Source organism: Pseudoleptotrichia goodfellowii (genome assembly GCF_007990505.1).
Lineage (GTDB): Bacteria > Fusobacteriota > Fusobacteriia > Fusobacteriales > Leptotrichiaceae > Pseudoleptotrichia > Pseudoleptotrichia goodfellowii.
In genome coordinates, this window is sequence record NZ_AP019822.1 from 1,772,617 (window position 1) to 1,798,942 (window position 26,326).

The 26,326-nt window shown below is 30.1% G+C and carries 23 protein-coding genes; 8 read left to right on the plus strand and 15 right to left on the minus strand.

All coding sequences use genetic code 11. From position 1 onward, the window contains the following. The first annotated feature begins 2 nt into the window (after positions 1-2). Complete coding sequence (locus FVE72_RS08680) at positions 3-1,859, plus strand: hypothetical protein (RefSeq protein ID WP_026738035.1); 1,857 nt, start codon at positions 3-5, stop codon at positions 1,857-1,859. Between the two features lie 227 nt (positions 1,860-2,086). Here FVE72_RS08680 and FVE72_RS08685 read toward each other — a convergent pair whose 3' ends face one another. The 12 genes from FVE72_RS08685 to FVE72_RS08740 form a co-directional block, all read right to left on the minus strand. Continuing rightward, complete coding sequence (locus FVE72_RS08685) at positions 2,087-2,602, minus strand: YjbQ family protein (protein WP_006807377.1); 516 nt, start codon at positions 2,600-2,602, stop codon at positions 2,087-2,089. Continuing rightward, positions 2,599-3,288 (minus strand): triose-phosphate isomerase, encoded by a 690-nt coding sequence (locus FVE72_RS08690; protein WP_006807405.1) that lies wholly within the window; start codon positions 3,286-3,288, stop codon positions 2,599-2,601. The genes FVE72_RS08685 and FVE72_RS08690 overlap by 4 nt, the downstream gene beginning before the upstream one ends. Next, entirely contained in the window at positions 3,288-4,124 is an 837-nt protein-coding gene (locus FVE72_RS08695) for a class II fructose-bisphosphate aldolase (RefSeq protein ID WP_026738036.1), read from the minus strand. The genes FVE72_RS08690 and FVE72_RS08695 overlap by 1 nt, the downstream gene beginning before the upstream one ends. A gap of 4 nt (positions 4,125-4,128) precedes the next feature. Then, positions 4,129-4,413: a PTS sugar transporter subunit IIB gene (locus FVE72_RS08700; protein ID WP_006807359.1), complete on the minus strand. Its 285-nt coding sequence runs from the start codon at positions 4,411-4,413 to the stop codon at positions 4,129-4,131. A gap of 1 nt (position 4,414) precedes the next feature. Next, positions 4,415-5,740: a PTS galactitol transporter subunit IIC gene (locus FVE72_RS08705; protein WP_026738037.1), complete on the minus strand. Its 1,326-nt coding sequence runs from the start codon at positions 5,738-5,740 to the stop codon at positions 4,415-4,417. Between the two features lie 31 nt (positions 5,741-5,771). Further along, positions 5,772-6,206 carry a PTS sugar transporter subunit IIA gene (locus FVE72_RS08710; RefSeq protein ID WP_006807381.1) on the minus strand — a complete coding sequence of 145 codons (435 nt, stop codon included), beginning with the start codon at positions 6,204-6,206 and terminating at the stop codon, positions 5,772-5,774. Positions 6,207-6,223: 17 nt separating this feature from the next. Further along, positions 6,224-8,236, minus strand: a complete 2,013-nt coding sequence (locus FVE72_RS08715; protein ID WP_026738038.1) for a BglG family transcription antiterminator — start codon at positions 8,234-8,236, stop codon at positions 6,224-6,226. A 333-nt stretch (positions 8,237-8,569) separates the two neighbouring features. Next, on the minus strand, positions 8,570-9,154 hold the full coding sequence (gmhA, locus tag FVE72_RS08720) for a D-sedoheptulose 7-phosphate isomerase (protein WP_026738039.1): 585 nt from the start codon (positions 9,152-9,154) through the stop codon (positions 8,570-8,572). A gap of 41 nt (positions 9,155-9,195) precedes the next feature. After that, on the minus strand, positions 9,196-10,092 hold the full coding sequence (locus tag FVE72_RS08725) for a LysR family transcriptional regulator (RefSeq protein WP_026738040.1): 897 nt from the start codon (positions 10,090-10,092) through the stop codon (positions 9,196-9,198). 116 nt (positions 10,093-10,208) lie between these two features. Then, on the minus strand, positions 10,209-10,892 hold the full coding sequence (locus FVE72_RS08730) for a DUF6320 domain-containing protein (RefSeq protein ID WP_026738041.1): 684 nt from the start codon (positions 10,890-10,892) through the stop codon (positions 10,209-10,211). Positions 10,893-10,951: 59 nt separating this feature from the next. Continuing rightward, positions 10,952-12,220 (minus strand): alcohol acetyltransferase, encoded by a 1,269-nt coding sequence (locus tag FVE72_RS08735; protein ID WP_232049440.1) that lies wholly within the window; start codon positions 12,218-12,220, stop codon positions 10,952-10,954. Positions 12,221-12,240: 20 nt separating this feature from the next. Then, positions 12,241-13,095: a patatin-like phospholipase family protein gene (locus FVE72_RS08740; protein WP_026738043.1), complete on the minus strand. Its 855-nt coding sequence runs from the start codon at positions 13,093-13,095 to the stop codon at positions 12,241-12,243. 433 nt (positions 13,096-13,528) lie between these two features. Here FVE72_RS08740 and uvrB point away from each other — a divergent pair, with 433 nt between their 5' ends. The 4 genes from uvrB (at position 13,529) to FVE72_RS08760 (ending at position 17,808) form a co-directional block, all read left to right on the plus strand. Beyond that, positions 13,529-15,502: an excinuclease ABC subunit UvrB gene (uvrB, locus tag FVE72_RS08745; protein WP_026738044.1), complete on the plus strand. Its 1,974-nt coding sequence runs from the start codon at positions 13,529-13,531 to the stop codon at positions 15,500-15,502. A 98-nt stretch (positions 15,503-15,600) separates the two neighbouring features. Next, a complete protein-coding gene (locus tag FVE72_RS08750; protein WP_006807386.1) occupies positions 15,601-15,951 on the plus strand; it encodes an arsenate reductase family protein in 351 nt (116 codons plus the stop codon). A gap of 16 nt (positions 15,952-15,967) precedes the next feature. After that, positions 15,968-17,308: an exodeoxyribonuclease VII large subunit gene (gene xseA, locus FVE72_RS08755; protein WP_026738045.1), complete on the plus strand. Its 1,341-nt coding sequence runs from the start codon at positions 15,968-15,970 to the stop codon at positions 17,306-17,308. 14 nt (positions 17,309-17,322) lie between these two features. Continuing rightward, positions 17,323-17,808 carry a deoxycytidylate deaminase gene (locus FVE72_RS08760; RefSeq protein ID WP_026738046.1) on the plus strand — a complete coding sequence of 162 codons (486 nt, stop codon included), beginning with the start codon at positions 17,323-17,325 and terminating at the stop codon, positions 17,806-17,808. Between the two features lie 244 nt (positions 17,809-18,052). Here FVE72_RS08760 and pflA read toward each other — a convergent pair whose 3' ends face one another. Together pflA and pflB are read right to left on the minus strand one after the other, a co-directional pair. Continuing rightward, positions 18,053-18,778: a pyruvate formate-lyase-activating protein gene (gene pflA / locus FVE72_RS08765; protein ID WP_026738047.1), complete on the minus strand. Its 726-nt coding sequence runs from the start codon at positions 18,776-18,778 to the stop codon at positions 18,053-18,055. A gap of 116 nt (positions 18,779-18,894) precedes the next feature. Then, positions 18,895-21,126, minus strand: a complete 2,232-nt coding sequence (gene pflB / locus FVE72_RS08770) for a formate C-acetyltransferase (protein ID WP_026738048.1) — start codon at positions 21,124-21,126, stop codon at positions 18,895-18,897. A 455-nt stretch (positions 21,127-21,581) separates the two neighbouring features. Between pflB and FVE72_RS08775 the strand changes: the two genes are divergently transcribed. From FVE72_RS08775 to FVE72_RS08785, 3 genes are read left to right on the plus strand one after another with little or no spacing between them, the layout of a single operon-like run. Further along, complete coding sequence (locus FVE72_RS08775) at positions 21,582-23,219, plus strand: OPT/YSL family transporter (RefSeq protein WP_026738049.1); 1,638 nt, start codon at positions 21,582-21,584, stop codon at positions 23,217-23,219. A gap of 16 nt (positions 23,220-23,235) precedes the next feature. Then, on the plus strand, positions 23,236-24,006 hold the full coding sequence (locus tag FVE72_RS08780) for a type III pantothenate kinase (RefSeq protein ID WP_026738050.1): 771 nt from the start codon (positions 23,236-23,238) through the stop codon (positions 24,004-24,006). 54 nt (positions 24,007-24,060) lie between these two features. Next, the gene (locus tag FVE72_RS08785; protein ID WP_026738051.1) at positions 24,061-24,819 is read left to right on the plus strand and encodes an esterase/lipase family protein; all 759 of its coding nucleotides are present in this window, start codon (positions 24,061-24,063) and stop codon (positions 24,817-24,819) included. Positions 24,820-24,919: 100 nt separating this feature from the next. Here FVE72_RS08785 and FVE72_RS08790 read toward each other — a convergent pair whose 3' ends face one another. Further along, a complete protein-coding gene (locus FVE72_RS08790; protein WP_172966390.1) occupies positions 24,920-26,245 on the minus strand; it encodes a hypothetical protein in 1,326 nt (441 codons plus the stop codon). Between the last annotated feature and the right edge of the window lie 81 nt (positions 26,246-26,326).

Here is a 26,326-nt window from a genome sequence, read left to right on the forward strand (position 1 = left end):
AGATGAAAAAATTTTTTAAAACTTTGAAACATCACTTTAACAAAAACTTATGGATTATTTATTTGTTAGGGCTTTCTTTAAGCCTAATAGGAAGTTTTCAGGTTTATCACGGAAAATATGACAGTGTAATAAAAGAAATTTCCGTAATTTTTATTTCTGTTTTAAAGCTGTTTCTTTTTTCTCCTCTTGAGGGCTTTACAAAACAAAATCCTTTAGCATACGAGCTTGCTATATGGTTTGCACCTGTTACTATGTTTTTTGCTATATTTTCAATATTCGCAAAATTATATAACGATATAAAACTGAAATTTATTCATTTTCGTAAAAAACATATAATCGTTATGGGATACAATAATTACAGTCTTACATTTATGAAAAACTTTATTAATTCTAAAAATAAAGAAAGACTTTTATGTATCTTACCCGAAGATATTCAGGAAAGTAATATAAAATCTTTGAATAAATCGGGAATTTTAACCTGTACTCTCGATTATTCGTCAGGACTGAGTAACGAAAATATAAGAACTGCATCGGAATATGATTTTGCCTCGGTAAATACTGTTATCTGTTTTGAAGAAGAACCTAAAAATTACGGATATTTAAAACTTATTTCGGAACTTATAGATGTAAATAAAAAAGATAAAAACAATAAAGTTAAAGTGTACGTAAGCATTGTAAATAAATATATAAGAGAGATTATTCAACATCAAATGGACAAAATCAAGATTTTTAATATAAAATATTTTAATATATTCGATTTAATTTCATATAATTTAATTAACGAAAAAAATTTCAAGCTTTATGAAACAAAGGAATTAAAGTATGATTGGAATGAACCGAAGAAATCATTGAAAAATAATTTTTCTTTTGATGATTTTTCAGACTTAATCGGTAATCCTCATCTTCTTTTAATAGGCTTCAAAGATCGCGGAAAAAGTTTATTTGAATCGGCAGTAAATCAAACTGCAATTAACGTAAAAGAAAAAATGAAAATTACAGTTGTCGATCGGAAAATAAACGATTTGGCGGAAGAATATAAAGCGACCGTAAGAGAATTGGAAAAAGTAGCAGATATTGATTTTATTGACGGGGATATCAGTCATATTTCAACGCAGAACAAAATAAAGAAAATTCATTCAAAAAATCCTTTTTCGGCGGTTATTTTTTCTACGAAAAACTGCTCTGAAAATCTTGTATTTATGGACTTAGTCGGAGATGAACTGTTTAAAAATGTAAATATCGCTCTGTATTCTGAAAACATTAGGGAAAACGGACCTTTAATAGAAAGTATTGCTTTTAAATATCCTAATATTACAGTTTTCGGCGAATTATCACATTTGTTAAATTTGGAAACTATTGCAAATGAGCCTTTGGACATAAAAGCTAAAAATTTTAACGCATATTATAACAAAGTTACCGCAGATATTATGAATTTCCCTACGGAGGATTTGTCCCCTGATAAACAGTGGAACTCTCTTTCAAATATAAAAAAAGAATCGAGCAGAAATCAGTGTATGCACCAAAATATAAAAAAAGTCCTTCTTGGAAAAATAGCTGAAATAGAAGGTTTTTCCTCTGCAAAAGAACTTCTGCAATCATGGAAAAATCAAATTGACAATCTTTCCCCTACCGAACAGGTCAATATTATAGAAAATAATCCTTTTATGAATTATATGACTGCATTAGAACATAAGCGTTGGAATAATTTCTATTATATGAAAAATTTTGTTTATTCCGATGAGAAAAATGAAGTAAATCGAACACATAATTCATTGATTGATGATTGGGATGAATTTCTGAGAAGTGATCAGAGTGATAAGGCTGTATATGACTTTATTTCTGTATTGAGTGCGGAATAAACTTCAAAATCGATTTTAAAATCTACAAAAAGATATTTGTTTTAACATTTTCCTACAAAACGAATCCAAACAAAAAGGGGATTTTCAATATTGATTATTAACTTTGAAATATCCCCTGAAATAAATTTTAGTTATAAATAATTCTGAATATTTTTTAACTATTTTACATAAAGTAGTTTGTACTGAAAATATCAATAACTTTTAATATAATAAAACTTATAATTTTTCTAATCCCCCATTACCAGCACATTAACTTTTCTGGTTCTTTCTCTAAGCTGATCCCAATCTGCAAAATATATTTTTCCCAGCGAACCCAATCTGATTTCTCCGTCTTTAATGATGAATGTTAATGAATTATTACCGAAAATAGAAGACTTTATATGAGCATCCGTATTTAACATCGTCCATTTTTCCTGAGGATAAGCAGGATCAACTAATCCTAATCCGAAGTCAATATGCTCAGGACCCGGACTAAAGTATTGTGTTTCCGTATTACATTTAGGTACAATTTTATCCATAATATTATTTATATCTACTTGAATATACTCGTCTCCATAATAATTTTTATCATGCATATACTCTTCAAAAAATAATGAACATGTAGTATGCGAACTGCTTAAGACTACTATTCCGTTTTTTATTTCAGATTTTTCTATAATTTCTTTTGTTTCTTTCGTTATACAATGATAAGAAACCCTATTTGATACTGTTTTCACTACTATATCATGATGTTTATACTTCACTGTTTACACTCCCTTTCCTGATAAGCTTTTTTCAATGCTGTTACCATTTTTTCCATCATATCTTCAGGATCGTCTGCAAGAACTATTCCGCTTGTACAACCTGTTGCATCAGCTCCTTTTAGAATTATATTATATACATCTTCAGGTGTTGTTACACCGGCAGCTTGCATTACGTATATATTTGAATCAATTTCCCTTATTATTTCACTACTTTTCTCAATATAATCATCTCCGCTGGTAATTCCCGTTCCGATTAGTTCTGTAGGTTCACATAATATTGAAAACGGCTTTAATGACGATATATATTTTACTTCTTCATAAGTTCCTGCACAAACTATGGTGTCAAGATTTAATTCTTTTGCTCTTTCTATTGTTAATTCCAGTTTTTCATTATTTAACTTATGTTCCGCATGATTTAATACGACAGCTTTAACTCCTGAATTTATTAACATTTCTCCTATAATATGTCCCATTCCTCTTCCTATTTTAGTTTCATCCATATGTTGTGCTGTCAGTATTATATTTTCAGTTATTTGACTTATGTTTTTTAATTCAACAAACGGAGCGGTAAAATATATTTTTATATCATATTTTTTAGCTATTTCATCTGCTTTTAAAGCTAATTTTTCCAATCTTTCTCCATATAAGTATGATTTAGGATTTACTACAAAAAACGGTTTTTTCATTATTTCATCTCCTTTGTATCAAATACTTTGAAATAGTGTCTCAACTTATTTTTTATAGCTTCTTTCATAGCATTTTTATTATCAAAATATCCCATTTTAGAATCATTTGCATTTTGAGCTGCAATTATAAAATCCGTATAAATATTTATCTTATTAATCCCGTTTTTAGCACATTTATTAAGATTCTCATCTCCCGATGAAGAACCTCCATGTAAAACAAGAGGAATGCTTAATTCTTTTCTTATTTCCTGTAATCTTTCAAAATTTATTTTCGGTTTTCCTTTGTAACTTCCGTGTACTGTTCCTATGGAAATAGCTAACGAATCTGTAGAGGTTAATTTTGCAAATTTTATTGCTTCTTCTTTACTTGTATAAACGGTGTCATCATCTGCTGAACATGATATCCCCGTTAATTCTCCACTTCCGACATGACCTATTTCTGATTCAACAAATATGTTTTTACTATGTGCAAATTCTACAACTCTTTTTGTTATTTTTACATTTTCCTCAAACGGTAAGCCGGATCCGTCTATCATAATCGAATCAAAACCAAGTTCCATAGCTTCATTTATAATTTCTGTACTTTGTCCATGATCCAAATGAATTACTGCATTTAAATTATATTTTTTTATATAATATTCTGCCAACAAGAATGCTTCTTTTAAATCAATATAGATTAAATGTGATTCTGCTATAGAAAAAATTATAGGTAATTTAGTTTCATTCACAACTTCTGCATAAGCCCTTATCATTTCTCTATCTACAAAATTAACTGAAGGAATAGCAAAATTTTCTTTCATAGCTATTTCAAACATTTTATACATCTTGTTTCTCATATTATTATCCCTCTATCTCTTTTTTTATTTTTTCATACATTTCATTAATTCCTACACCTGTAAGAAGCGGCATTCCATTAATAATTTTATCTTTATATTCGTCAGGTACTAAAGTTGTTGATATTATTATGTCATAATTATTAAATCTATTTATTTCTTCAGCTATTTTTCCTTGATATATTTTTACATATTCACTTAATTTGTTTGCTTCCAACCATTTTTTTACTTTATTTACAACAACTGTAGATGTGGCAACTCCTGTTCCGCACATAATCAATATTTTTTTCATATTAATTTTCTCCTTTTTTTAGTTTAGATTGATAAATCAATAACCCTGTCATTATTATCCCGAATCCTATTACTCCTATATATGCAGCATATTTTGCAAAAAATACAAATAAAGCTGTAGGCCATAATGATCCATCTGCCAAAGATGATATATTTACATTTCCTTTAAAATCAAAATTAGCATTTTGTGCCATTTTTGTAAATAATGGCGAAATCCATGTTGCAATATACAACCCCAATCCCATATACATTGTTCCGCCAATTACAGTTCTAATTATATTTCCTTTAAAAACTGCTGCCATTAAACAAACTATAAATGGTATTGTTGCCAAATCTCCAAAAGGTAACACTCTATTTCCCGGTAATATAACTGCCAGTAAGATTGTTATAGGTACGAGTATTAAGGACGATGATAAAACTGCAGGATGACCCACTGATAAGGCAGAATCCATTCCAAGATAAATATCTCTTGTCGGAAAACGTTTTTTTATAAATTCACTTGCTGCTTCCGATATAGGTTCCAATCCTTCCATTAGTAACGAAACCATTCGAGGCATTAACATCATAACCGCTGCTGTTTGCATACCTAAATTTAAAATTTTACTTACATCATATCCTGCAAGTATCCCCATTATTAACCCTATTATTAGACCCATTACAGTTGAATCTCCGAATAATCCGAATTTTTTTTGAATTTGTTCAGGACTTATATCCCAATTTTTAAATCCGGGTATTCTATCAAAAATATAATTTAACGGTTTTGCTATAATATATCCGGGTGCACTTGTTCCATGCGGAAAAGTAATATTAGGAAAACCGTAAAATTCAGATATCACGGGTTCCATATAATCTGCTATCCAAAATATAAACAAATAATATGAAATTATAGTCAATATACCTAAAAGAAAACTATTTGTTGTTGCATAAATGATTGAGCCTATAAATGCACCATGCCAAAAATTCCATAAATCTATATCCAATGTCTTTGTTAATCCGAATATCAATAATACCATGTTTACGACTATTCCTATCGGAATTGCCATTGTTCCTAAAGCTGTACTGTAAGCTATTGCTGACGTTGCAGGCCATCCTACATCTATAACATCTAATCTAAGTCCAAAATTTGCTATCATTCCCTGGGCTGCAGTTCCTAATGACTCACTTAATAAGCCTATGACAAGATTCAATCCTATAAAACCTATCCCGATTGTTATACCTGCTTTAACAGCTCTTGTCGGTTTTGTTCCCAACAAAATTGCAAATATTATTAACAATAAAGGTATCATTACTGTTGCCCCTAAATTAATAAACCACTGTAAAATAAACATAAAAATTCCTCCTTGTATAATTATTTATTTTTTATTCATATAACTCTTTTAAATCTTCTACTTTTTTTGCTTCAGATACTTTCCGATAAAATTCTTTTTCTCCAATTATTTCAATCAATTTTCCCAATATCGTTGTTTGATCTTCCCCATTTTTTATTAGTAACATTATAAAAATTTTTATCGGTATTTTTTTATTTGTTACGACTTCTCTATATTCAATTTCATTCTTTAATCTAATTAATATAATCTTCTGTACTGATATATGTTCTGCATCCGTATGCGGAAGTCCGATATTATATCCGTCAAATTCAAATCCTGTAGGATATTTTTTTTCCCGCTCTAAAACAGATTTTAAATAAGTTTCTTTTACATATCTCTTCTCTTTAAAAACTTTTGCCATTTTTTCAAATAATTCAATGTAATTTTTTGCATCAACATCTAAATATATATCTTCTTTTTGAAACATTTCTTTTCATCCTTTCTTTAATTTATTAGATAATTAATAATTGAAATTTTATCTCTTTCTCTTAACAATTTTTTGAATTGTCTTTTAAGTACTTTGTTTATTACATTACTCACCTCTTTACTTATATTCTTTTTATCTTTAATAGCAAAACATACAATTGTATCAATTTTTTCTTTAGTATTTTCCATTAATATCGGATTTTTAAGTTTTAATATTGATACTCCGTTTTTATGAACATTATCTTTATTAACTGCATGAGGTAACATAACTCCGTTATATCTTATTATTTGTCTCTGATTATTTATAAATACATCTAATACTTCTTCTGTATATGTTGAGTCCGTGTAATCTTTTTCCAAGTTTTTACAACACTCTCTTATTGCATCCACAATATTTTCAGCTTTATAATCAAAAATTATATTTTTCGATAACAATATATCTTCATTTCCGGTAAATTCACTTATATCATTTATTATTCTATCATTAAAATTATTCATCAAGTTTTCAATTAAATTATTTTTATTTCCGATTTTACAATTTTCAGAAATAACCTCTATCAGATTAGATAAATTTATTTTATTATTGTTACTTCTAAATCCTAATAAATCTAATTTTTGCTTATCTTCAAAACTTAAAATTGTATTTATTTTTATTATCTTACTTTTATATTTATTTTCTTCAATATCTATAGTTGTAAGTATATACTTTATATTTTTATGCTTTTTAAGAACTGAATCTAAATTATATAAAGGGCCTATATAAACTACATTTACCAAAAATTTACTTTTAATATTGTCTATTAAAATTTTATTACTTCCTGAACCTAATGATGTGACAATAGCAATCTCCAGAGGTACTGTTTTCAGCTTATTTATTCGTTCAATTGAAGCTAAGAAATGTATTTTCAAAAGGTGTATCTCATTATTTTCAATTTCACTACCCAACTGTTGACTTATTAATTTCAAAGAATCTTTGATGGTCATATATAGCTTATCTTCATCTCTTTCTTCTACTATTATAGAATCTTTTAATTTATACCCTTTTTGAGTTCTGTATATTAATGCTTTAAGATGTTGTATTAAAAATTCTTCCAATAATTTATCTTTTGTTATTTGTATTGATATTTTATTTTCTACTGTTTTTATTATATTTTTTACTAAAACTTCAATACTTAATAAATCTTGAAAAAAATCTTCGTAACTCTCATATGATTTTATCCATGATACTAAATTAGATAATTCATTTACTTTTTTAACATTCAGTTCTTTGAGTAATTTTAACTCTTTCAGCTTTTTTTCAACATATTCTTTATAATCAGAATCATGACAATTTCTATTCTTATAACTGTCCTCATAAAAAATATTTAGAACTTGTGAATAAAAATATTTATAATTTAAATCATCCAGTTTTATTTTATTTTCACTGATAACTTCATCAACAAATACCTTAATTTTTTTCAACGTTTTTTCACTAATTATTTTAAATATAATTTCCTTTATTTGATTAACATACTCACTATAATCCTCTTTAAATAATAACTCAAGTTGTTCAGATAAAATAAAAATTTTATATTTTTTTATATTATCGGTATTCCCAATGATCGAGAGGCCTTTATTATTTTCTATTTTCAGTCCTCTAATATTTAAAGTTTTATTTATTTCTTTTATGTCACTATTGATACTCACTCTGGTCAATTGAAATTTTTCCATTAGATATTTAATGTTTACTTTTTCTTCAGAAAACATTAAATACATTTGAATTAATGTTTGCCTTCTGCTTTTATTTATCGGTTCTAATTCCTTTATTACATCCAACAATCTTGTCGAATTGTTTTCCAATATATATTTACTTTTTCCTATTTTTTTAATCGGAGCTATTTTGATAAATTCTAATAAAGTATTAATTTCATTAATATTGTATCTAATCATTCTTTCAGATACAGAAAATTCTTTAGAGAGTTCAGACAATAATACTGTTTTATTCTTGTAAAATTTCTCTAAAATTTTTACTTCTCTTTCATTCAAAATCATCTTAAACACCTCTTTATTATTAATTATAATATGTTATTTCTATTTTTCAATACTAAACTTATAGTCTATTTTTTTGGAAATAAACTTTTCAATATCTAATTTTATTAAGCTCTTATTTTCCAAGCAAAATTGAAATCATTTCCAAAACCCGGGAAGTAATTTTTTTAATCTTACTATCAAAATATAAAAATTAATCTACTTCAAAATTCTCTAAAAATAAAGATAAGATAGGTTCTATTTATTTTAATAATAATTAGAAAAACAGACATTTTGAATATATAAATTCAACTGCCTGTTTTTCTTTCAGTTACCTTTTATTAAAAATAAATGTTATTAATAATTCTCAGGAAATAATATTCTTTCCACTCCTTCGATTATTATGTGTAAAATCATCATATGAACTTCCTGTATTCTGTCTGACGTTTCTCCGGGAATTATAAACTCATAATCACACATTCCTTTCATTTTCCCACCGTCTTTTCCCAACAATCCTACAGTTTTCAATCCTTTTTCTTTAGCAACTTTCATCGCTTCTATAATATTCTGCGAATTTCCCGATGTAGATATTCCGAAAAAGAAATCGCCTTTTTGCCCGAAAGCTTCTACGCCTTTGGCAAAGATAAAGTTAAATCCGTAATCATTTCCTACGCACGTAATATGTGAAGAATCGCTTATACTCAAAGAAGGCAGTGCTTTTCTGTCTTTTCTGAATCTTCCCGTAAACTCTTCGGCAAAATGCATCGCATCACAGTTACTTCCTCCGTTCCCCGCTATCAGAGATTTATTCCCGTTTTTATAAGCCTGTGCCAATTCTTCGGATATTTTTACAGTTTTTTCAATATTCTCATCATTTTCAACAAAGTTTTTTACAGTTTCATAAGCTGTAAAATATGAATTTTTAATATGTTCTTTTAACAAAATTATCACCTCGTTATAAATTTATAATACATTTTACCATATTATCTCATTCTTCTGTCTGTGAATAATTCTCTATTTATCTTATAACTTTCCAAAAATTCGACAAATTTTGTGATTCCTTCTTTTTCTTCATTTTCTCTGATAAATACAATCTGAAATTTATCTTCGGATTTTTCAAAACTGTAAATTACTTTAAGAGTTCCTTTTTTTATCTCTTCATATACACTGTAATAAGGCAACACAGCAAATCCCAAACCGTTTTTTATAAGATTTTTCATTGTTTCAATACTTCCGTTTATGGAAATTCTTTTATCGAGATTAAATCCTATTATTTTTTCAAACAAATCAAGATATTTATTTGTCAGCATTGTGTCCCTTTTCAATAAAGGAATATCTATCAACTCTCTGTAATCTCTCACTTCTGTCCCGGATACTACTACAAAAGGATATTCTTCAGTTTCTATAACTTTAATTTCCTTATCCTCTATAAAATACTCTTCCATTAAAGCTATATCTACAGTTCCTTCCTTCAGATGTTTTACAAGAGATTCCTTATTTTTTATGTATAAATCGAACTCTATTTCGGGATTGTTTTTTCTGAATTCTATCATTATTCCCGGCAAAACGGGCTCTCCTATATTATGAGTGGCTCCGATAGATATTTTTCCTTTTTTGTATTGCAGGATTTTTCTCATTTCATTTTCCATTCTCGAAATTTTTTCAAAAATATCTTTTGACATTCTGAAAAGCTCTTTTCCTGCAAAAGTCAGTTTAAAATTTTTGGAATTTCTTTCTATTAACTGTAATCCTAAAGTATGTTCAAGTTTTTTTATCTGTATCGATACTGCCGACTGACTTATGTATAATTTTTTAGCGGCTTTTGTAAAACTTTTTTCGTTAGACGCTTCATAAAAGATTTTTAAATGATGTATATCCATTTACTTTACTTCTCCAATCATTAATTTCATTTATGGTATTATATAACATCCTTAATCATTTGTCCAGTATATTTTTAGAAGCTGTTTTATTTATCTTTTCAAATAAATTTAAAACCCTACAAATGCAATCGTTTTTTAAATTCTTCTTTGTATGCCTTATATGCGTATCGCAGCATAACATTTAAAACAAAGAGAGGTACCGATGCCCAAATAGACCATGAAAGTCTTCGGCTTATGATAAATTCAAGTATAAGTAGAAATACTCCCACAAAAAACAGAAAAAAATTCATTATCTTTATCCTGTCAGATTTATGCTTGTCCCAAACAAAGGAAAATATAAATGATACAAAATAATATGCTTCTGCAATGGGTATTCCTGTTCTTAAACTCCATGTAAGTTCTTTATTTCCGTAATCAAGTATCAAAAAGTAAACTGTCAGCCCTGTAAATATCAAAAACAGATTTTGCCTTAGCGTATGTGAATTAAGCAGCACAAAAAGCATCAAATCGAAAATCAGAATAGAAGGAATAGCGTAGTATCCCCATTTCATTTCTCCATATACAATCATATTTTGAAAAAAAACTTCCAGTATGGATATTATTGATATTGTGAAAAACGATAAAAATACCGCTTTTTTTATTTTTTTTATTTTCAGTTCGTATAAATTTATATTAATTATAGGATATTCAGGATCATAGATTACATTTTCCTCATCTGTCGTTTTTAAAACAGGTGTTTCACAAAGAGGGCATTTTTCAACTCCTTCATCCAGTTCCGCTCCGCATTTCACACAATACATAATTTATTCCTCACAGCTGTATTTACGTTTATTCAAGGGCAACGTATAACCCTTGTATCTTAATAATTAGTCGATATTTTTACTCTTATTCCTCTTTTTCTCAAATAAATAAAATAATCTCTTTCAATTTCATGGTTTGTACTTAAATTTCCGAAAGTCAGATAAACTTTATTTTCATCGCTTATAATTCCGATTTTTATTTTGCATCTTTTACTCGGAGGAGGTAAAAATCTGAATCCTTTTATATACTCCGAATATTTTTTATCCAATTTTAAAATTCCCAAATTGGAAAATCCTGTCGTGTAGCCCTTTTCTCCGTAGTAATCGAATACAAAAGGATAAAATATCCTTTTTATAAAATAAGGAATCGACTTTACAAGTACGTTTCTCATAGGATTTATAGCCTTGTAAATACTTTTATAAAATTCTTTTTTATTTACTTTCATTTTAAAATAATTTTCAAGATATTCTATAATTTCTTCAAGAGTATAGTTTCCCAAACTGGGATCAACAGTCGGAGTTATATTTATGAAAAAATTTCTGTAAGTTTTTTCAGAAAATATCTTTCTTAAATCCACAGGTACTCCTATTACAATCTGTTTTTTTATATTCGGATATTTATCCAAAAGGACTTTAAAATAAACAGCAAGCAAATATCTTCCTACTGTCGTCCTGTATTTTCGACTTTCATTTTTTATATCCTCTACGGCAATCTCTCCTGTCGTTATATGATACTGCCCTTTTTCAAGTATTTTTATAGGCAGATGAAATGCCGATTTCACTGTTTTTTCTTTGTTCACTTTTTTCATATATTTGCTGTATAAATCAGTATAATCAGTATTTTCTTTTAAAACTGCCGTTTCAAAATCGCATTTCTCATTTTTTTCATACTCATCTTCTATTTTTTTATTAAAATACTTTATTTCCAGATACTTTTCAATTAAATCTTTTAAAAACTCTGTCGCTCCTACTCCGTCAGTCAGAAAATGAGCAATTTCTATGGATATCTTCTTTTTATAATAAATTATTCTTAAGGGATTTTTCTTTTTTATATCCGTACATGGATACGTAGTCTCCAAATCTACAGTAAAATTTTCTTTTTTATGCTGCAAATAATTCCAAAAAATACCTTTTTTCAATTCCGAATTATAGAAAGGGTATTTTTCCTGCAAGATTAGAGCAACTTTTTTCAACAGTTCTACGTCTATTTCTTTAGATAGCAAAACGGACAACCGAAAACAAGTTGTCCTTCCTTCACTTATTATTGATGAATATGTTTTTGCAAAAGCATCCAGTTTATACCATTTTTTCTGAACTTTCATTTTCATTCCTTTTCATTGTCGAAAATCTACTCGGACAAATATTTCATCATTGCTTCGTATCTTTTTTCAGCTTCTTTATAACCTTCGTTATACACTGCTGTTAATTTTTCTCTGTTTTTTTCTATTCTTCCTAAATTCAAGGGTTTTTCAGGCTGAATAATAAATAAATTTCCCGCCTTTTCCTGCCCGTATATGTATTCCAGAATTTCATTATATCTTGAATATCTTGTATTCATAAGTTTAACAAGTTTAGGATATTTTTTATACCTTATTGCCGAAATTTTTCCCAATTTACTTTGTTTTTTTCTGTAATTTTTATCTCTTGTCATTATAATTACATTTTTGGTATTCCCGTTTTCTATAGACTTTTTTATCGGGATAGAATCCGATATTCCTCCGTCAAGATAAAGTCCCCCATCAATTTTTACCATTCTTGAAAGAAAAGGCAGAGAACTTGATGCTCTTATATAGTCTACATCTTTTTTCATATCCTTTACATAAGGATATTCGGGCTCTCCTGTTTCACAATTTGTTATAACCGCCTGAAATTTCGTTTCTCCTTTTAAATAGGCTTCGTTATCTATAGGATTTAAAACATCGGGTATTTCCCCGTAAACAAAGTCTACTCCAAATAAATCTCCTGTTTTTATCAAGCTGTAAAAACTGCAGTATCTCTTATCATCTAAATAATCTACGGAAACATTGTATGCTCTTTTATACTGTTTGGACAAATAGCTGCACGCATGACACGCCCCTGCAGACACCCCTATGCATCCGTCAAATTCAATATTTTTTTCAAGAAAAAAATCCAATACTCCAGCAGTAAATATTCCCCTCAATCCTCCGCCTTCAAGAACTAATCCTGTTTTATTTTCTTTCATTTTGATTTTCCCCTTTTTTCCGTTATGATATTATTATACCACTTTTTAGCGGAAATTTATACTGTTTTTACCATTTTCTATCTTGATTTATTTCGTTTTGCATTTATTTTTTATATTATACCCCTAAAGGTGAGGAAATTAAAATTAGAGTAGGAAATACTGTATTATGAAAAATAATACAACAATCCAAATCAATAATTTCATAATCCCTCCTATAAAATGAAATTGTAGTTTTGGTGAAACTACGACTAATTATAACAAAAAAGGCTGCATAATTCCAGCCTTTTTAGCACCAAATTTAATTTCATTTTATAATTTCCCTTAAGGGATTTACAAATTTATTATATCACAATTCAGAAAAAAGTCAAATTGAGTTTTTTCTCCATATTTGCTATAATTATAACAAATATATCCGATATTGAAAGAAGGAAAAATGGATTTTAAAATACATTCAAAATTTCAGCCCACAGGTGATCAGCCTCAAGCGATAGATAAAATAGTGGAAAATATTGAAAATGGTATTACTGACCAGATTCTTTTAGGTGTAACAGGGTCGGGAAAAACTTTTACCGTTGCCAATGTAATCGAACGGATAAACCGTCCTGCACTGATTATGGCTCCGAATAAAACTCTTGCGGCACAATTATATAATGAATACAAACATTTTTTCCCTGAAAATGCGGTGGAATATTTTGTTTCATATTATGATTACTACCAGCCGGAAGCCTATATAATGCAGACAGATACTTATATTGAAAAAGATTCTTCGGTAAATGATGAAATCGACAAATTTCGACACGCTGCAACAGCTGCTCTTCTTAATCGACGAGATGTAATAATAGTTGCTTCGGTTTCAGCCATTTATGGATTGGGATCTCCCGAAGCCTATAAAAAACGTTCTATCCCTATTGATGTGTCTACAGGATTTGACAGGAACGAACTTATAAAAAGACTTATTTCATTGAGATACGAGCGAAATGACATTGCTTTTGAGAGGGGAAAATTCAGAGTGAAAGGCGATGTACTTGACTTACATCCAAGTTATCAGGACACAGGATACAGATTTGAGTTTTTCGGAGATGATTTGGAGAGCATTGCGGAGATTAACACTCTTACAGGACAGAAAATAAGAGAGATACAAAGATTGACAATAATGCCCGCTACTCACTATTTATCAACCGAAGATTCTGAGAAAATGTTTGAAAGTATTAAATCTGAACTGCATGACAGAATAAACTTTTTTGAAATACAGAATAAACTTCTCGAAGCACAGAGAATAAAGCAGAGAACTGAATATGATTTGGAAATGATAGCAGAAATAGGCTATTGCAAAGGAGTCGAAAATTATTCGAGATATTTGACAGGAAAAAATGAGGGAGAGGCTCCCGATACTCTTATTGACTATTTTCCCGATGATATGGTAGTTTTTCTTGACGAGTCGCATATATCTGTTCCCCAAATAAACGGAATGTACAAAGGAGACAGAGCAAGAAAAGAGTCTCTTGTAAATAACGGCTTCCGATTGCCGAGTGCTTTTGACAACAGGCCTTTAAAATTTGAAGAATTTTTTGCAAAAGTTCCTCAAGTAGTATATATTTCAGCAACTCCGAGTGATTATGAACTGGAACAGTCCAAAGAAGAAATAATTGAACAGCTTGTGAGACCTACAGGAATTGTAGAACCTGATATTGAAATAAGACCGACTAAAAATCAGATTGACGATTTAATGGATGAAATAAAAATAAGAACTGCAAAAAAAGAAAGAGTATTAGTTACAACCCTCACAAAAAAAATGGCAGAGGAGCTTACCGACTATTATCTTGAATTCGGGATAAAAGTGAAATACATGCACTCGGATATTGATACTCTTGAAAGAACCGAAATAATTAGAGGACTTAGAAAAGGGGAATTTGATGTGCTGGTCGGAATAAACCTTTTAAGAGAGGGACTGGATATTCCTGAAGTTTCCCTTGTTGCAATACTTGAAGCTGACAAAGAAGGATATTTGCGTTCAAGACGTTCATTGATACAGACGATGGGTCGTGCTGCCAGAAACGTAAACGGACAGGTTATCCTCTATGCCGACACTGTAACAGGCTCTATGAAAGAAGCTATCGACGAAGTTAATCGTCGTCGTGAAGTTCAGGAAAAATATAACATTGACAACAATATAAATCCGAAAACTATTGAAAGAGAGATAGCCGAATCTATTGTAGATTACGAAATTATAAAAGAAGACAGCGTGGATAGAGTCAAAAAAGACTATAAAAATCAGGCTGAAATTGAAAAAGAAATCAAACGGCTTAATAAAGAAATTAAAAAAGCTGCCGAAGAGCTCAATTTTGAAGAAGCTATAAAACTTCGAGATAAAATGAATGAGCTGAAAAAGCTGATACTGGAATTGTAGAGGAGAAAATATTTTGCCATAGGACTATTTTTCGGAGATAAAATAAAGAACTTAATAAAAAACAACAAATTTTTAAAATTTAAAGGAGAGAAAAAGAAATGAGAATATATTATTACCCGTCATGCAGTACGTGCAAAAAAGCTTTGAAATGGTTGGATAACAATGAAATTGCTTATGAGAAAAAACATATTGTAGATGCAAAACTCACAACAAAAGAAATAGAAGATATTTTCAAAAAAAGCGGTCTGCCTATTCAAAAGCTTTTTAATACAAGCGGCAGAGTTTATAAAGAGTTGAATTTAAAAGATAAACTGAAAGATATGACAGAAAAAGAAAAACTCGAATTACTCGCATCAGACGGAATGCTTTTGAAAAGACCTATTCTTGTAAACAGAACATTTGCGTTGATAGGATTTAAAGAAGACGAATACAAAGAAAAATTAGTATAGAACAAAAGGGGGAAAGATGGAACAGACTGTATTTTCAGTAAGTGAAGTAAACAGGGCAGTAAAGCAGTTTCTTGAAGGAACTTCGACTTTTAAGAATATCCTTATTCAGGGAGAGTTGTCAAATATTACTTATTACCGTTCAGGACACTTGTATTTCACTCTAAAAGATGACAAAGCAAGTGTAAAATGTGCTATATTCAAATACATTTATAAAAATATTCCTACAGATTTGAAAGAAGGCGATCAGGTAAAAATAACAGGAAGTGCTACAATATATGAAGCAAGCGGCTCCTTTCAGATAATAGCAGAAGCCCTTGAAAAAACCGACAAATTGGGCTCACTGTATGAAAAGTTGGAAAGGCTGAAAAAACTTTATCTGGAAAAGGGATATTTTGATGAGTCCAACAAAAAACCTCTCCCACTATTGCCTGTAAATATCGGAGTAGTAACTGCCGAAACTGGAGCTGCAATCAGAGATATTATAAATACCGCTCATAAAAGATTCAAAAATGTCAACATTTATCTTTACCCTGCGAAAGTCCAGGGAGAAGGCTCTGCTGCCGAAGTTTCTGCAGGAATAGAATTTTTTAATAAAATGAAAAAAGAAGAACAACTTGATACAGATGTTCTTATAGTAGGTCGTGGAGGAGGAAGTATAGAAGATTTATGGTCATTTAATGAAGAAGCTGTAATTGAAGCTGTTTTCAGGTCTGAAATTCCTATAATTTCAGCAGTCGGTCATGAAATCGATAATCTTTTGTCAGATTTAGTTGCCGACAAAAGAGCAGCTACTCCTACTCAGGCTGCAGAAATATTGATTCCTGTAAAAGAAGAACTGATTAGAAATCTTGAAATAAGGAAAAATAATGTAAATAAACTTCTACTCAATAAAGTAACTCTTATGAAAAAAGAACTTGAACAAAGAAAAAACAACTATTATATTAAAAATTATATTGGAATTTTAAACGATAAAAAATTTCAATTAATAGAAAAAGAACAGAGAATAACAAGAGAGCTTAAAAGAATCGTAGAAAGAGCAAGAGAACAGTTTGATTACAGAAAGAAAAAATTTGAAAAGACAGATTTAAAAATGATTTTAAATGATAAAAAAGATAAACTGAATACTTTTGAAAAAAAACTTAATAATAAAATTTCCGAAATATTAAGAGAACTGAAAAAAGATTTGGAGTATAAAACAGCAAAACTTTCAAAGTATTCCATAAATGATATATTAAAACAGGGTTACACTATTACAAGAAAAAACGGTAAAGTTGTTAAAAGAGGAATAGAATTAAGCAAATCCGACAATATTGAAATACAATTTTCCGATATGAAAGTAAAAAGTACAGTCAAGTAAATCGAGGTGATAAAATGAATAAAAGAGATGACTATTTATCTTGGGACGAATATTTTATGGGTATAGCATTTTTATCGGGAATGAGAAGCAAGGATCCGTCTACTCAAGTCGGAGCCTGTATTATCGATGAGGACAAAAAAATAATCGGAATCGGGTATAACGGCTTTCCTATGGGCAGTTCCGATGACAATATGCCCTGGAATAAAGAAGGCGACTTCCTGAATACAAAATATCCTTATGTAGTTCATGCCGAATTAAATGCTATCCTTAACAGCATAAAATCTCTTAAAAATGCGATTATTTATGTTACTCATTTTCCGTGTAATGAATGTGCAAAAGCTATCGTTCAATCGGGGATAAAAAAAGTAATCTACTTTTCCGACAAACATAAATCGCTTGATGCCACAAAGGCTTCAAGAAAAATTTTTGAAAATGCCGGTGTAGAAACTATCCATTTGGAAATAGATAAAAAAGAAATTTTGATAAGATTTAGGGATTAGAAAAACTCCAAACTGATAGTAAAGTACTTTCTTTATTCTTCCTTTTTTATAAAAAGGAAGCGAAAAAAAAAGCAACTCATATTTTACATACTCAAAAATGCACGTTCGTTATGAAAACAAAAAAGTTGTTTTCATAACACTCACTAATACATTTTTCACGTTGTAAAATATGAATGTTGCAATAATAATAAAATTTTAGTTGGTTATTTTTTGTTACTTTTTTCCTAAAAAAGTAGTATAAATATCAAATCCCCACATTCAACCCATAAGATTTAAAAATTCCTTCCACTTTTTTAACTTCTTCTCTTGAAGGGGGTTTTACATCAGCAAGTTTATATTCTTTTCCTACTTCTTTCCATTTGTATCCGCCCATTTGATGAAAAGGAAGAATATCGACTCTTGTTATATTTTTAAACTGAGAAACAAACTTTGCCCATTCATGTAAATCTTCTTCATCATCTGAATATCCCGGCACGAGAACATATCTAATCCATGCGTTTTTATTTATTTCAGACAAATATTCAGCAAATTCCAATGTATGATCAAGACTCACTGAAGTCAGCTTTTTATATTTATTCGGATTTATATGTTTTATGTCAAGCAAAACGAGATCGGTCCACTTCAAAACTTCTTTGACTTTGTTATTAAACATATATCCTGATGTATCGACCGCAGTATGAATATCATTTTCTTTACATAATTTGAATAATTCGGTTATAAATTCAGGCTGTAACAGCGGCTCTCCTCCTGAAACCGTAACTCCGCCTGTTCTTATAAATCCTTTTACTTTTAAGATCTCTTTCATCACTTCTTCGGGTGTCATCATAAATTTTTTATCTTTTACATTCCATGTATCGACATTATGACAATACAGGCATCGAAGGGGGCACCCCTGCATAAATAAGACAAATCTGATTCCCGGACCGTCTTTTGTCCCGAAAGATTCAAAAGAATGTATATATCCTATCATAATAATTATTACACCCTTTTCTTTAATTTATTTATAGATTATGCCGCTTAACATAATCTTTTCCGAGCAGTCAAGCGGCATAACTTTATAACAACATTTTTTATATCTTAATAATCTTAGAATTTATCGGATATTGTTCTGTTTATAACATCCAATTGTTGTTCTTTAGTCAATTTTACAAAGTTTACGGCATATCCCGAAACTCTTATTGTAAGTTGAGGATAATTTTCAGGATGTTCCATTGCATCTTCCAACAATTCTCTTCCGAATACGTTTACATTCAAGTGATGTCCTGTTTGGTTGAAGTATCCGTCTAACAATCCTACCAAATTACCTTTTTTCTCTACTTCATTTTTACCTAATGTTTCAGGTGTTATTGCGAACGTATAAGAAATTCCGTCATTTGCATCTTCAAACGGCAATTTTGCGACAGAGGCAAGTGATGCCACAGCTCCTCTTGTATCTCTTCCGTGCATAGGGTTTGCTCCAGGACCGAAAGGTGCTCCTGCTCTTCTTCCGTCAGGTGTGTTTCCTGTTTTTTTACCGTACACAACATTTGAAGTTATAGTCAATACAGATTGAGTAGGTGTTGCATTTCTGTACATTTTATGACTTCTGATTTTATCCATGAATACTTTAACTACTTTTACTGCCAATTCGTCAGTTTTATCATCGTTATTTCCGAAAGGAACATATTCTCCTTCGTTTATATAATCAACGGCATCTCCGTCTTCATCTCTTACTATTTTTACTTTTCCGTACTTTATAGCTGCCAATGAATCTGCTATTATTGATAATCCTGCTATTCCGAAAGCCTCAGTTCTTTTTATATCAATGTCATGTAATGCCATTTCCAATGCTTCGTAAGAATATTTATCGTGCATATAGTGGATAATATTTAATGCTTTAACATAAGTTTCAGCTAACCAATCCAATAACTTATCGAATTTTTCCCAAACTTCATCATATTCAAGGTAATCTCCTTCAATTTTAGGGAATTTTCCCTCAGGAGTAACCTGCATTTTGGATTTTTCGTCTTTTCCTCCGTTTATAGCATAAAGCAATGCTTTAGGTAAATTTACTCTTGCTCCGAAGAACTGCATTTGCTGACCTATCGTCATAGGCGATACACAACATGCTATTCCGTAGTTATCTCCGAATTGAGGTCTCATAATATCATCGTTTTCATATTGAACCGAAGAAGTATCTATAGAAACTTTTGCACAGAATTTCTTCCAGTTTTCAGGTAAACTTTCACTCCACAACACTGTCAAGTTAGGTTCAGGAGATGTTCCCATGTTATATAATGTATGTAAAATTCTGAAACTGTTTTTAGTTACAAGAGATCTTCCGTCAAGTCCCATACCTCCGATTGATTCTGTGACCCATACAGGATCTCCGGAGAATAATGCGTCATATTCAGGAGTTCTTAAGAATCTTATTAATCTTAATTTCATTACGAAATGATCCATAAATTCCTGAGCTTCTTTTTCAGTTATTTTTCCTTCTTTCAAATCTCTTTCAATATATATATCAAGGAATGTGGAAACTCTTCCGATACTCATTGCAGCTCCATTTTGGTCTTTAGTTGCTGCAAGGTATGCAAAGTAAGTCCATTGTATTGCTTCCTGAGCAGTTTCTGCCGGTCTCGAAATGTCGTATCCGTATGCTTCAGCCATTCTTTTCAATGCTTTTAATGCTTTAATCTGTTCAGTTATTTCTTCTCTTTGTCTTATGACATCTTCTGTCATTTCTTCAGGATCCTGAGTTTTGAATATTTGTTCTCTTTCAGCGATCAGTCTGTCCAATCCATAAAGAGCCGCTCTTCTGTAATCTCCGATAATTCTTCCTCTTCCGTAAGCATCAGGAAGACCTGTTATAATTCCTGTGTGTCTTGCTTTTTTAATGCTGTCTGTATAAGCTGAGAATACTCCGTCATTATGTGTTTTTCTATATTTTGTAAAAATTTCTTCAGTTTCGGGATCCAATTTATAACCGAATGCTTCCAAACTGTTTTTTACCATTCTCAATCCGCCGTTTGGAAAAATAGCTCTTTTTAAAGGTGCATCAGTTTGCAGTCCTACTATTTTCTCAAGATCTTTGTTAATGTACCCTGCTCCATAAGCATCAATTTGAGAAGGAACTTTAGTTTCCGCATCGTAAATTCCTTTTTCTCTCTCAACTTTGAATTTTTCTTTCAAAGAATCCCACAATTGTACTGTAGCATCTGTAGGTCCTACAAGAAAACTTTCATCTCCTAAATATTCAGTATAATTTTGTTTTATAAAGTCGGTAACGTCTATTTTGTCAGTCCAGTTACCTTCTTTAAATCCTCTCCATGCGTCCATGTTCAGAACACTTCCTTTCTTGGTTTCATTTTATTTATTATTAGTTTTTATTTACAAGTTTATTATAACTCATTTTATCAAGAAAATCAAAGGTTTTTTTTAATTTCTTCTATTTTTTCAATTTTTCGGTTTTTTTTGGACGAATCATTTTATAAAAAGTTCTTTTATTTCAGTGTTTACAGGTTTTGAAGGTTTTAAAAATTTTTATTTTTTATATCAGTAATAATTTTTTATCATTATTTTCTCATTAGAAAAATATATATTAATGTCTATACGTTAAAACGTGATTTTTTTCCTTTATATTTTAACATACAACAAGCGATAAATCTGATTGACAAATAACATAAAAAAATGTAAAATTCCCTATATAAATATTTTATATACTTAAAATGTTTAATTTTTATTCTTTACATTTCATACTGATTTAAAAAATAATAAAATTTGAAAGGACAAATATGGCAAAATATTCAGGAAGGAGTTTAACTCCAGCTTCAATTCTTATAGGAACAATAGGTGCAGTGCTCGTTGCAGCCAGTTCTTTTTATGTAGTATTAAAATTCGGTGCTTTACCATGGCCCACAATAATGGTTACTTTAATATCCATGTCTGCACTGGGACTTTTCGGAAGAAAAGACTCGGGAGAAATAACAGTTACTCATACTATTATGAGTGCAGGCTCTATGGTTGCAGGGGGTGTAGCTTTTACTGTTCCCGGCTATCTTATTTTAGGAGGAAAACTTGAAAGCATAGATAAAGGTCTGTTTCTGACTACTATATTAACAGGTAGCGTTCTGGGTGCAGTTCTTTCTTTTATTTTCAGAAAGAAACTCATCGAAGAAGATAAACTGGAATTTCCTATAGGCGATGCTGCTTATAATCTTGTAAAATCGGGAAAAAATAAAAAAAATATGAAAACAGTAACTTTCGGGATGCTTTTCAGCACAGTTGTGGCTATTTTAAGAGATTACAGTTTTCAAAAAGGCAAAGCTCCTTTTATTCCTACAATATATTCTGTAAAAAACGGTTTATTGAGTTTTTATGTTTCGCCTCTTCTCTTAGGAGTAGGATATATTTTAGGATTTATGAATACTTTTATATGGTTTTTAGGAGGAGCGGTTACTTATTTAATTGCTCAGCCTCTTTCAGCATATTATAATATTAAAGACTTTGATATTATGAAAAACAGTTTCGGTATGGGTTTTGTCATCGGAATAGGTGCTTCGGTCATCGTAAAAATAATAATTTCTACAAAAAGGGAAAACAAATATAAAAGAATAAAAAATGATAACATTAATATAAAAATTATATTGGGAGTTTTTTCCGTAGCTGCTGTTGCTCTTATTTCTTTTGTTTATAAACTTCCTCTGTTTCTGTCTTTTGTGTTGATTCTGATATGTATACTTTGTACTGTCATTGCAGGATACACTACAGGAAAAACAGGGATTAATCCTATGGAAATATATGCGATTATTACAATTCTGGTAATTTCTTTTTTGAACGTGTTGCTGAACGGACTTAATATAGGGGGAATCAGATTCTCTACAAATATAAATCTCCTGATATTATTTTTACTCGCATGTATTGTTGCTGTAGCCTGCGGACTTGCGGGAGATATACTGAATGACTTTAAATCGGGATTTAAAATGAAAGTCAGTCCAGGAGAACAGTTTGCAGGAGAACTCATAGGAGCTGTTGTAAGTTCATTTGTAGTCGCTTTTCTGTTTTTCATATTTTTTGACGTTTATAAAAATATCGGTCCTAAAGAAAATTCCGAACTTATAGTATTACAGGCTTCCATCGTTGCCTCAATAATAAAAGGAATACCTTTTATTAATATATTCTGGATAGGTTTCGGAGCGGGATTTACTCTGAATATGCTGAATTTACCTGTGCTTACTTTCGGAATAGGTATTTATCTTCCTTTTTATTTGACATTACCTGTATTTGCAGGAGGATTGTTAAGTTTAATAGCTTCCCGTATATCTCAGAAGTTTTCTTCAAATATGCTTCTTTTTTCTAACGGTCTCATGTCCGGAGAAGCTATTGTAGGAGTTATTTTATCCATACTTGCTTATATTAAGCTCTTTATATGATTGGAGGATTAATATTATGATTTTAGGATTTGATATAGGAAATACTCATATTGTTCCGATATTTTATGATAACAACGGCAAAATTAAAGCGTCTTTCAGAATTCCGACACGTTTATCTTTCACTGAAGACACTTTGTTTTCCATGCTGAAAACATTGGCAGATAACAATAATATAAATATTTACGATGTTACGGATATTGCCGTTTCTTCGGTCGTTCCTCATATTAATGAGATTTTCGAGTATCTGGGACAGAATTATTTTGATATTCAGCCTGAATTTATTTCTCTCGATACTATAAACGATGAAATTAAATTACTCGACGGAATGGAAAGAGGATTGGGTGCTGATAGAATAGCCGATATTTTGGCGGCTAAAAAACTTTTCCCCGAAAAAGAATTTGTAATTATCGATTTCGGTACGGCAACTACTTTTGATGCAGTTAAAAATTCCACTTATATGGGCGGTTGTATATTGCCGGGAATCGAATTATCCGTAAATACGCTATTTAACAACACGGCAAAACTTCCGAAAATTAAGTTTGAAAAGCCTGATACTGTTTTCGGAATTGACACGGTTACACAAATTAATGCCGGTATTTTTTACGGAAATGTAGGAACAATAAAAGAACTTATCTCCCAATACAAAAAAGAAATGCCCGAAGCATACATAATTTCCACAGGCGGTCAAGGTAAAAAAATATCCGAATATATTTCGGAAATTGATGAATATATTCCGAAACTCGGTGAAAAAGGGATATTTGAATTTTATAAACTTCGTAAAAAATAACTAATCCATAAAGGAGAAAAAGTGAAACTGAAATCAAAAAAGATATTTGTCATTATGATAATTTTACCAATAATTACTTTTTTAAGCCTTAAAATCACGAAAATTCTTTTATATCACGAATACGATGTCAAGAAATTCGGTACTTTCAATAATGATGTTGTTATTACGTTTCACGGGATTTACGGCGAGTATAAAGATATGGAAGTCATTGACAAAACCCTTGAAAAAGAAAGATATTCGGGCATAAATATACAATATCCGACTACAGAAGGTACTGTCGAAGAAATTTCCGAAAAATATATCGCTCCGAATGTAGAAAATATCTTGAAAACAGTCGAAGAGGATAATAAAAAAAGACGGGAACAGGGACTTCCCGAAAAGAAAGTACATTTTGTAGTCCATTCTATGGGAACAGGGATTTTGAGATATTATTTAAAAACTCACAAAATAAATAACTTAGGAAAAGTCGTTTTTATTTCCCCTCCTTCACACGGAAGTCAACTGTCTGACAATCCTATATCCGACATACTCAGAGATACTTTAGGAGAGGCAGTTGCCCAATTTAAAACTGCTCCGAACAGTTTTATAAATTCTTTGGGAGAGCCTGATTATCCGTGCTATGTAATAATAGGAAATAAATCCAATAATTTTCTTTATTCTATTTTGATTCCGGGAGTGGACGACGGAATGGTCCCTTTTAAAACTTCAAGATTGGAAAACTGTAAATACAAAGTAATGGAAAATGACACACATACAAGTATCTTGGAGGACAAAAGAACACTTGACGAGATTATTGAGTATTTGAGAAATTAAATTGTGAGGACTTATTGTCCTCACATTCCTGTTTATTTTCATATTGTAAAATTTGAAAGTTGATAATACTGCAGTATTTAAAATCCCGATTTTCTCATAATTAAATTCTTTCCAGTCTTTTTTCCATTATTTTAATTCTCTGAATAATATCTTCTTTTACTTTTTTGTCGATTAATTTTTGCATTTCCTCTTTTCCCAATTCTTTTCCGTTATTCTGATCTCTGTATGCTAACGGAACATTTTGACCCTTGTATCTTATTTTTTCCGAATTATTTTCTTCGATTAAATAATTTGAATAACTGTCTTTATACTGAACTCCGTCAATTCTTATTCTGTAATCGGTTCTCATTTTTTCTTTTACAGAAGTTATTATTTTATCGAAAGAATTTACTTTGTAAAGTATTTGCATGTCATTTCCTATACCCGAGGGAGTCTTTTCAGAAAGTTTTTCTGTATAAGTCACAGGATCGGAAACATAGTAATTTCTTTCAGTATATTCTATAATCAATTCAGGATTGCTGTCATCTCTGTATCCTATGTCTTTTAATGTTTCCTCTATAACATTTCTGTACTTTGTATCTCCTACAATTTTATATCTGAAAAAGCCCTGTTTGCAATAAAGATTCGCTAAATTTGCAGCATCTTTATAGCCTCTTACAAAAGAATCGGATTTTTTAAAATATTCGTATGCTTTTCTGTATTTTTCTTTTTGACTGTTTTCTTTTAAAGTTTCTTTTCCCATTTCATAATATTTTTCCGCATCTATTAAGTCAGCTTTATTTTTATTTTCAGTATATTTATCATAAGAATTTCGGTAATTTTTTTCATAATTTTTGTATGTTTCCGAAACTTGAAAATACGATTTTTCGGCTTTTCTGTATTCTTTCATTTCTTCGTATTTTTCAGCTATTTTTATAAGATTGTCAGCTTTTGTTTTGAGAGAACTTTCATAAATTCTTTCATATTTGGAAAATTTCATTTTATTCATTCGACTTAAAATCTGTGAAAAACCGTCATAATTTCCCAACTCTTCGGCTGCTTTATCATATAACCCCGAATCGAAATAATCTCTGTATTTTTTCAAGATTAATTTATTTGCTTTACTGTAGAAATCCTCCCCTTTATATTTTGAAGTAAAATCGGTAAATCCTTTTGTATAATTCCTTTCTTCGAGCATTATATAAATTTTAAATAAATTTATATTCGCATTTATTTTCTGTTCCTCATTCCCGAAATTTGAAGCCATATCGCTGTAATATTCCGTAATTTTAGAAAATTTTGATACAATCTCGTCTTTTACTTTGGAATTTACTTTTTTTATCCTGTTTTCATTTTTATCAAAATATTTTAAAGTAGTTTCAATACTTTGGATATACTGCCCTTTTTCATATTCTTTCTGTGCCTTTTCCAAATCACATGATATCACTGCTAATATCAGTAATATAAATAATATTGCTTTTTTCATTTTAATTTCACAGAATTATTCTGAATAAGTTATTGATTATTT

What these genes read in the sequence shown, in the direction of transcription:
- FVE72_RS08680 (WP_026738035.1), top strand. Translation starts at nt 3, where the DNA reads ATGAAAAAATTTTTTAAAACTTTGAAACATCACTTTAACAAAAACTTA.
- FVE72_RS08690 (WP_006807405.1), bottom strand. Translation starts at nt 3,288, where the DNA reads ATGAAAAAACCGTTTTTTGTAGTAAATCCTAAATCATACTTATATGGA.
- FVE72_RS08695 (WP_026738036.1), bottom strand. Translation starts at nt 4,124, where the DNA reads ATGAGAAACAAGATGTATAAAATGTTTGAAATAGCTATGAAAGAAAAT.
- FVE72_RS08700 (WP_006807359.1), bottom strand. Translation starts at nt 4,413, where the DNA reads ATGAAAAAAATATTGATTATGTGCGGAACAGGAGTTGCCACATCTACA.
- FVE72_RS08705 (WP_026738037.1), bottom strand. Translation starts at nt 5,740, where the DNA reads ATGTTTATTTTACAGTGGTTTATTAATTTAGGGGCAACAGTAATGATA.
- FVE72_RS08710 (WP_006807381.1), bottom strand. Translation starts at nt 6,206, where the DNA reads ATGTTTCAAAAAGAAGATATATATTTAGATGTTGATGCAAAAAATTAC.
- FVE72_RS08715 (WP_026738038.1), bottom strand. Translation starts at nt 8,236, where the DNA reads ATGATTTTGAATGAAAGAGAAGTAAAAATTTTAGAGAAATTTTACAAG.
- FVE72_RS08725 (WP_026738040.1), bottom strand. Translation starts at nt 10,092, where the DNA reads ATGGATATACATCATTTAAAAATCTTTTATGAAGCGTCTAACGAAAAA.
- FVE72_RS08730 (WP_026738041.1), bottom strand. Translation starts at nt 10,892, where the DNA reads ATGTATTGTGTGAAATGCGGAGCGGAACTGGATGAAGGAGTTGAAAAA.
- FVE72_RS08735 (WP_232049440.1), bottom strand. Translation starts at nt 12,220, where the DNA reads ATGAAAATGAAAGTTCAGAAAAAATGGTATAAACTGGATGCTTTTGCA.
- FVE72_RS08740 (WP_026738043.1), bottom strand. Translation starts at nt 13,095, where the DNA reads ATGAAAGAAAATAAAACAGGATTAGTTCTTGAAGGCGGAGGATTGAGG.
- uvrB (WP_026738044.1), top strand. Translation starts at nt 13,529, where the DNA reads ATGGATTTTAAAATACATTCAAAATTTCAGCCCACAGGTGATCAGCCT.
- FVE72_RS08750 (WP_006807386.1), top strand. Translation starts at nt 15,601, where the DNA reads ATGAGAATATATTATTACCCGTCATGCAGTACGTGCAAAAAAGCTTTG.
- xseA (WP_026738045.1), top strand. Translation starts at nt 15,968, where the DNA reads ATGGAACAGACTGTATTTTCAGTAAGTGAAGTAAACAGGGCAGTAAAG.
- FVE72_RS08760 (WP_026738046.1), top strand. Translation starts at nt 17,323, where the DNA reads ATGAATAAAAGAGATGACTATTTATCTTGGGACGAATATTTTATGGGT.
- pflA (WP_026738047.1), bottom strand. Translation starts at nt 18,778, where the DNA reads ATGATAGGATATATACATTCTTTTGAATCTTTCGGGACAAAAGACGGT.
- pflB (WP_026738048.1), bottom strand. Translation starts at nt 21,126, where the DNA reads ATGGACGCATGGAGAGGATTTAAAGAAGGTAACTGGACTGACAAAATA.
- FVE72_RS08775 (WP_026738049.1), top strand. Translation starts at nt 21,582, where the DNA reads ATGGCAAAATATTCAGGAAGGAGTTTAACTCCAGCTTCAATTCTTATA.
- FVE72_RS08780 (WP_026738050.1), top strand. Translation starts at nt 23,236, where the DNA reads ATGATTTTAGGATTTGATATAGGAAATACTCATATTGTTCCGATATTT.
- FVE72_RS08785 (WP_026738051.1), top strand. Translation starts at nt 24,061, where the DNA reads ATGATAATTTTACCAATAATTACTTTTTTAAGCCTTAAAATCACGAAA.